The following is a 6,822-nucleotide window of genomic DNA, read 5'->3' on the forward strand; positions in this document are numbered from 1 at the left end:
GTCACCGCGGTCACGAGCGTCCTGCGCGTTGAGGGAAACTCATAACCGAAGCCGTGCCGGGGGGCGAGCCGCGGAAACGCTGATCGCCCCTCCGCCCGCGAACACCCGTGCGAGCTCATCCCCGAGCGCACACGCGAGTTCAGTAGCACAGACACACCGACCACTGTCACCGATGCGGCCCCTCGCCCCTCGGTGCTCGGCCTCACTGGGAGAGCCTGATGATTGCACACGGATTGAGCGTCCGCGTCCGAGTTCCCGCGACGAGCGCGAACCTGGGCCCCGGCTTCGACACCCTCGGGCTGGCGCTGGCCTACAGCGACGAGACCGTCGTCACCGTGACGGACGCCCCCGGCGTGACCGTCTCGGTGACGGGCGTTGGTGCCGGGGAGGTGGCCACCGACGAGACGAACCTCGTCGCGCGGTCGATCCGGCACGTCTTTGACCGGGTCGGGCAGCCCTTCCCCGGGCTGCGCATCGAGGCTCAGAACCGCATCCCGCACGGCCGGGGCATGGGGTCCTCTGGCTCCGCGATCGTCTCCGGCGTCATGGCCGCGAGCGGTCTGCTCGCCGGCGTGGTCGACTTCGACGCGGACCGCCTGCTCGCGCTCGCGACCGAGCTGGAGGGCCACCCGGACAACGTGGCCCCCGCGCTCTTCGGCGGGCTGACGATTGCCTGGACCTCGGCCGAGGGCCCGAAGCACAAGAAGCTCAGCGTGCACCGAGGGGTCTCGCCGCTGGTGCTCGTGCCGAACTTCACGATGTCCACCGAGCTGGCCCGCTCGCTGCAGCCCGAGCAGGTGCCGCACGAGGACGCCGTGTTCAACGTGTCCCGCTCCGCCCTGCTCATCGCCGCGCTCACGCAGAGCCCCGAGCTGCTCTTCGAGGCGACCGAGGACCGGCTGCACCAGAACTACCGCGGCTCCGCAATGCCGCGCACGCGCGACATGGTCGCCGGGCTTCGGGCCGCCGGGTACGCCGCCGTCGTGTCCGGCGCCGGGCCCTCGGTGCTCGTCCTCTGCAGCGACCCGGGCGAACGGCTGGCTGCCGCCGAACTGGCCGGGACGATTGGCGGAGCAGATTGGCAGGAGTTGATGCTTGCCGTCGATATCAAAGGTGCTACAGTGGGAACGGCTCCCGAGTAACTGCGACGCGATCTGCGCCGTGACCGGGATGCTCTTTTCTTCGCGTGAGGCCCTGACACCGTCTCCGTGATCACCAGCACACTCGTGCGGTTCCGCAGGCCTGTTTACTGCGTTCGAGAGTTCGGCTCTCACACGTTGCCCGCGGCGCCAGACCCCGAAAGGAAACCCGTGGAGAACACCTCCAACGACGCCACCGAGAACATCACCCCCGACGCCCCCGAGGCGGAGGCCGCGCCCAAGAAGCGCGTGAGCCGCCGGGTCAGCACCGCCGCCAAGACGGTCGAGGCCCCCGCCGCGAGCGCCGACGCCGCGGCTGACAGCCCGGCCACGAGCGCGTCCGACAGCGACGCCCCGGCCGAGAAGAAGCCGGTGCGCGCGAGCCGCGCCCGCAAGCCCAAGGCCACGGAGGAGGCCGCCGCCGAGGCGAGCCCCGCCGAGCCCGCGGCCGCCGAGCCCGCGGCCGCCGAGCCCGCCGCCGAAAAGCCCGTTCGGGCGACGCGCCGGGTCAAGAAGGAGCAGGCGCCGACCGAGGCACCCGCTCCGGCCGAGCCCGCTGCGGAGCCCGCGGCCGACGCCGCTGAGGCCCCGGCCGAGAAGAAGCCGGCCCGCGCGAGCCGCGCCCGCAAGCCCAAGGCCACCGAGGACGCCGCCGAGGCCGGCGCCGCCGACGCCAGCAGCGCCGCGGCAGCTCCGTCCGGGGAGCCGAGCGAGCCGAGCGCACCGAAGACCACGAGCCGCCGCGCGAGCTCCGCGAAGAGCGCAGCCGCGAAGGCCGCCGCCCAGGCCGAGACGGCCGAGCCCGCCGCGACCGAGGCGGCCGCCGCCGAGGCCACCGCGAGCGAGGCCGCTGCGACCGAGGCCCCCGCGGCCGAGCAGCCCGCGAGCGAGGCCCCGCAGGGCAGCGGCCGTGGCCGCGGCCGCGGTCGCGCCGCGAAGAACGACACCCCGGCGGAGTCCGCCGAGCCCGCCGCGGCGAACGCCGAGGCCACCGGCGACGGCGACACGAACGCCGAGGACGAGCCCCGCGCCGAGCGCCAGGGCCGCGGCCGCCAGCGCAACCGCGGGGACCGTCAGGACGGGCAGCAGAACGGCCGCGACGGCCAGAACAGCCGCGACGGCCAGAACGGTCGCGACCAGCACAAGCAGGACGGCCAGAAGAACGACGGTCAGAAGAACGACGGCCAGAAGAACGACGGCCAGAAGAACGACGGCCAGGGGCGTGGCGAGCAGAACCGCGGCCCGCAGGACGAGGGCTCGTCCCGGTCGAGCCGGACCCGCCAGCGGGACCGCAAGCGCCGCGGCCAGAGCGACGACCTTGAGCCCGAGATCGGCGACGACGACGTGCTGCTGCCCATCGCGGGCATCCTCGACGTCCTCGAGAACTACGCCTTCGTGCGCACGAGCGGATACCTGCCCGGCACCAACGACGTCTACGTCTCCCTCGGCCAGGTCAAGAAGTACAACCTCCGCAAGGGCGACGCCATCGTCGGCGCGATCCGCCAGCCCCGCGAGGGCGACCAGGGCGGCCGCCAGAAGTACAACGCGATCGTCCGGATTGACACGGTCAACGGCAACGCCCTCGACGAGAACGAGACGCGCGTCGACTTCGCCGACCTCACGCCGCTGTACCCCCAGGAGCGCCTGCGCCTGGAGACCGGCCAGGAGAAGCTGACCCAGCGCGTCATCGACCTGATCGCCCCGATCGGCAAGGGCCAGCGCGGCCTCATCGTCGCGCCCCCGAAGGCCGGGAAGACGATCGTGCTGCAGCAGATCGCCGACGCGATCGCGAAGAACAACCCCGAGGTGCACCTCATGGTCGTCCTGGTGGACGAGCGCCCCGAAGAGGTCACCGACATGCAGCGCACGGTGAAGGGCGAGGTCATCGCCTCGACCTTCGACCGTCCCGCCGAGGACCACACCACGGTCGCCGAGCTCGCCATCGAGCGCGCGAAGCGCCTCGTGGAGCTGGGCCACGACGTGGTCGTGCTGCTGGACTCGATCACCCGCCTCGGCCGCGCCTACAACCTGGCCTCGCCCACCTCCGGCCGGGTGCTCTCCGGCGGCGTTGACGCCTCCGCGCTGTACCCGCCCAAGCGCTTCTTCGGCGCCGCGCGCAACATCGAGAACGGCGGCTCGCTGACCATTCTCGCGACCGCGCTCGTGGAGACCGGTTCCAAGATGGACGAGGTGATCTTCGAGGAGTTCAAGGGCACCGGCAACATGGAGCTGCGCCTGAGCCGCCAGCTCGCCGACAAGCGGATCTTCCCGGCGGTGGACCTGAACGCGTCCAGCACCCGCCGCGAGGAGATGCTGATGGGCCCCGACGAGGTCAAGGTCACCTGGAAGCTGCGCCGCGCGCTCGGCAGCCTGGACCAGCAGCAGGCGCTCGAGCTCGTGCTCGGCAAGCTGAAGGAGACCTCCTCGAACGTGGAGTTCCTGATGCTGATGCAGAAGTCCTCCGGCCTGTCCTAGCCGGGAACGCGGATCGGCCCGGCGCTCGCCGGGCCGATCCCTGTTCCAGCGGGCCACCCGCCCGCGCCGACACCTTCACCGCACCCAAGGGAACCCCCATGTTTGAATCCGTCAAAACCCTCCTCGTCGAACACGAGGATCTGCAGGAGCAGCTCGCCGACCCGGCGCTGCACGCCGACGCCGCGCGCGCCAAGAAGGTCAACCGGCGCTACGCCGAGCTGAACCAGATCAAAACCGCCTACGAGAACTGGCTGCAGCTCGGAGAAGACCTCGTCGCCGCCAAGGAGCTCGCGAAGGAGGACGACGACTTCGCGGCCGAGATCCCCGGCCTGGAGGAGTCCCTCGCGACCGCGCAGGAGAAGGTTCGTCGCCTGCTCATCCCGCGCGACCCCGATGACGCCCGCGACGTGATCCTCGAGATCAAGGGCGGCGAGGGCGGCGCGGAGTCCGCGCTCTTCGCGGCCGACCTGCTGCGGATGTACCTGCACTACGCCGAGTCCAAGGGCTGGAAGAGCGAGATGCTCGAGTCCGACGAGTCCGACCTGGGCGGGTACAAGAACGTGCAGGTCGCGATCAAGACCAACGCCTCTGACCCCTCGCAGGGCGCCTGGGCGCACCTGAAGTACGAGGGCGGCGTGCACCGCGTGCAGCGCGTGCCCGTGACCGAGTCGCAGGGGCGCATCCACACCTCGACGACGGGCGTGCTCGTCTACCCCGAGGCGGACGAGCCCGAGGAGGTCGACATCAGCCAGAACGACCTGAAGATCGACGTGTACCGTTCCTCCGGCCCCGGCGGCCAGTCCGTGAACACGACGGACTCCGCGGTGCGCATCACCCACATCCCCACGGGGATCGTCGTGGCGATGCAGAACGAGAAGAGCCAGCTGCAAAACCGCGAGGCCGGGATGCGCGTGCTGCGCGCCCGCCTCCTGGCGCGTCAGCAGGAGGAGAAGGCCGCGGAGGCCAGCAAGTACCGCAAGAGCCAGATCCGCACGATGGACCGCTCCGAGCGCATCCGCACCTACAACTTCCCCGAGAACCGGATCGCGGACCACCGCACCGGCTACAAGGCATACAACCTGGATCACGTCATGAACGGCGCCCTCGGCCCCGTCATCGACTCCTGCATCCACGCCGACGAGGAGGCCCGCCTGGCCGAGGTGGGGGACACCCAGGCCTAACTGCCGCTCCCAGAACCCCTGCGCGGGGTGACCGCTGCTGCACAGTTTTCCCCGGGAAACGCGCACAAGCTGTCAGCTCGCGCAGGGGTTTTTCGTGCTCCGGGGGATACGATGAAGCCCATGACCGCAGCCCCAATTGTGCCCCGCCTCGTCGGCCCCCTCGTCACGCTTCGTCGGGTGACCGCCGCCGACCAGGCCCCGCTCCTCGCCGCCCTGCACGAGCCCGAGGTCGCCGAGTGGTGGGTGGGGTACACCGCCAAGCGGGTCCGCGAGGAGTTTCTGGAGCGCCCGGACATCACGCGCGTCATCGAGGTGGAGGGCCAGACCGCCGGCGCACTGTACGTCATGCGCGGCGACGACGCCGAGTACCCGACCACGGTCATGCACCTGTTCATCGCGACCCGGTGGCGCGGTCGCCAGATCGGCGCGGAGGCGCTCGCCCTCGCGATCCGGCACGAGTTCGCCTCCGGGATCAGCCGGGTCACCCTCGACCCGAACGTCAAGAACGAGGGCGTGATCCGCAGCTACCACCGGCTCGGCTTCCAGACGGTCGGCGTGCTGCGCGACTATCAGCTCCGCCCGAACGGCGAGCTCGACGACGGCCTGCTCCTCGACATCACCCGCAGGGACTTCCCCGAGGGGCCGCCCCTGCCGGAGCGCCGGGTGACTCCCGCTCGCTAAGCTGGGAGAATGACCGCCAAGAAACCCATCCTCGTGTGGGTGGTCTGGGCGGTTGCCGTGCTCCTCTACGCGGTGGCGATCATCAACCGGACCTCGCTCGCCGCGCTCGGTCCCGCGGCGCAGGAGCACTTCGCGATCGGGGCGACGACCCTGTCCAGCTTCGCCGTGCTCCAGCTCGGCGTCTACGCGCTCATGCAGATCCCGGTCGGGCTGCTCGTTGACCGCTTCGGCGCGACCGTCATTATCCTCTCGGGCTCCGCGCTCATGGTCGTCGGGCAGACGCTCATGGCCACGATGGTGGACCTGCCGTTCGTGGTGCTCGCCCGAATCCTCGTGGGCGCGGGCGACGCGGGCACCTTTATCAGCGTCATGCGGATCCTGGGGGACTGGTTTCCGCTGCGCCAGCTGCCGGTGGTGAGCCAAATCACGGCGCTCCTCGGGCAGGCGGGGCAGCTGGTCGCGGTGACGCCCCTGGCGCTCGCGGTCGCCGCCTTCGGCTGGACGAAGGGCTTCCTCGGCATCGCCGCGGTTGGCCTGCTCTCGCTGCTCCTGGCCGTCGTGACGCTCCGGGACCGCCCGGGCTCCGGCACCGCCCTGGAGCGTCTCACGGGCCGCCGGGGCCGCGCCACCGCGGGGGCGGAGCCGATGGTGAGCTATTCCTCGGTGCTCACGGACTCGATCCCGATCATCACCGCGACGGGCCCGATTGGGCAGCCGCAGCGCTCCCGGGACATCATCCCGCGCATCTTCGGCCTGCTCCGCATCCCCGGGGTGCGCCTCGCATTCTGGGCGCACTTCACGCCCCCGTTCGCGATCAACGTTTTCGTGCTGCTCTGGGGCACCCCCTTCCTCACGGGCGGCATCGGCCTCAGCCGCTCGGAATCGGCGGGGATCCTGAGCATCGCGGTCGTGGCCTCGATGATCGCGGGGCTGTTGATCGGCCCGATCACCTCGCGCTTCGTGAACCAGCGCATCTGGGTGGTCTTTGGGGTGACCCTCTCGATCGCGCTGCTGTGGTCCGTGGTCATCTTCGGCTCGGGGGTGCCCGCCACGGGCCTCGTGATCGTCCTGATGATCCTCGTCGCCTTCGGCGGCCCGACCTCCATGATCGCCTTCGAAATCGTGCGCACCCACGCGCCCAGTCGCCAGCTGGGCGTGGCCACCGGGCTCGTGAACACGGGCGGCTTCACCGCGTCGCTCCTGTGCATCCTGCTCGTCGGCCTCGCCCTCGACCTGCAGGGGGCGGGCTCCCCGGAGTTCTACTCGCTCGACGCGTTCCGCTGGGCGTTCGCCGTGCAGCTCCCGTTCTGGGCGCTCGGGCTCACGATGATCCTCGTCGAGTTCGT

Annotated in this window: 5 protein-coding genes; all 5 read left to right on the top strand. The window is 70.9% G+C overall.

Annotated elements, in window-relative coordinates; genetic code table 11:
• Positions 1-218: 218 nt before the first annotated feature.
• Complete coding sequence (thrB, locus tag OOT08_RS13260; protein ID WP_325093226.1) at positions 219-1,142, top strand: homoserine kinase; 924 nt, start codon at positions 219-221, stop codon at positions 1,140-1,142.
• Between the two features lie 168 nt (positions 1,143-1,310).
• Positions 1,311-3,614, top strand: coding sequence for a transcription termination factor Rho (gene rho / locus OOT08_RS13265; protein ID WP_442916249.1), 2,304 nt, complete (start codon positions 1,311-1,313; stop codon positions 3,612-3,614).
• A gap of 98 nt (positions 3,615-3,712) precedes the next feature.
• Positions 3,713-4,795 (top strand): peptide chain release factor 1, encoded by a 1,083-nt coding sequence (gene prfA / locus OOT08_RS13270; RefSeq protein WP_325093228.1) that lies wholly within the window; start codon positions 3,713-3,715, stop codon positions 4,793-4,795.
• A gap of 120 nt (positions 4,796-4,915) precedes the next feature.
• Entirely contained in the window at positions 4,916-5,476 is a 561-nt protein-coding gene (locus tag OOT08_RS13275; protein WP_325093230.1) for a GNAT family N-acetyltransferase, read from the top strand.
• A gap of 9 nt (positions 5,477-5,485) precedes the next feature.
• Positions 5,486-6,822: MFS transporter (locus OOT08_RS13280; RefSeq protein WP_325093232.1), on the top strand; the 1,337-nt coding region annotated here is incomplete at its 3' end.

The sequence above is a fragment of the Leucobacter sp. M11 genome (assembly GCF_035726885.1).
In the GTDB taxonomy this organism is placed as follows: Bacteria; Actinomycetota; Actinomycetes; order Actinomycetales; family Microbacteriaceae; genus JAPFRB01.

Coding starts and splice junctions, on each gene's coding strand:
- thrB (WP_325093226.1), top strand. CDS start 219: ATGATTGCACACGGATTGAGCGTCCGCGTCCGAGTTCCCGCGACGAGC.
- OOT08_RS13275 (WP_325093230.1), top strand. CDS start 4,916: ATGACCGCAGCCCCAATTGTGCCCCGCCTCGTCGGCCCCCTCGTCACG.
- prfA (WP_325093228.1), top strand. CDS start 3,713: ATGTTTGAATCCGTCAAAACCCTCCTCGTCGAACACGAGGATCTGCAG.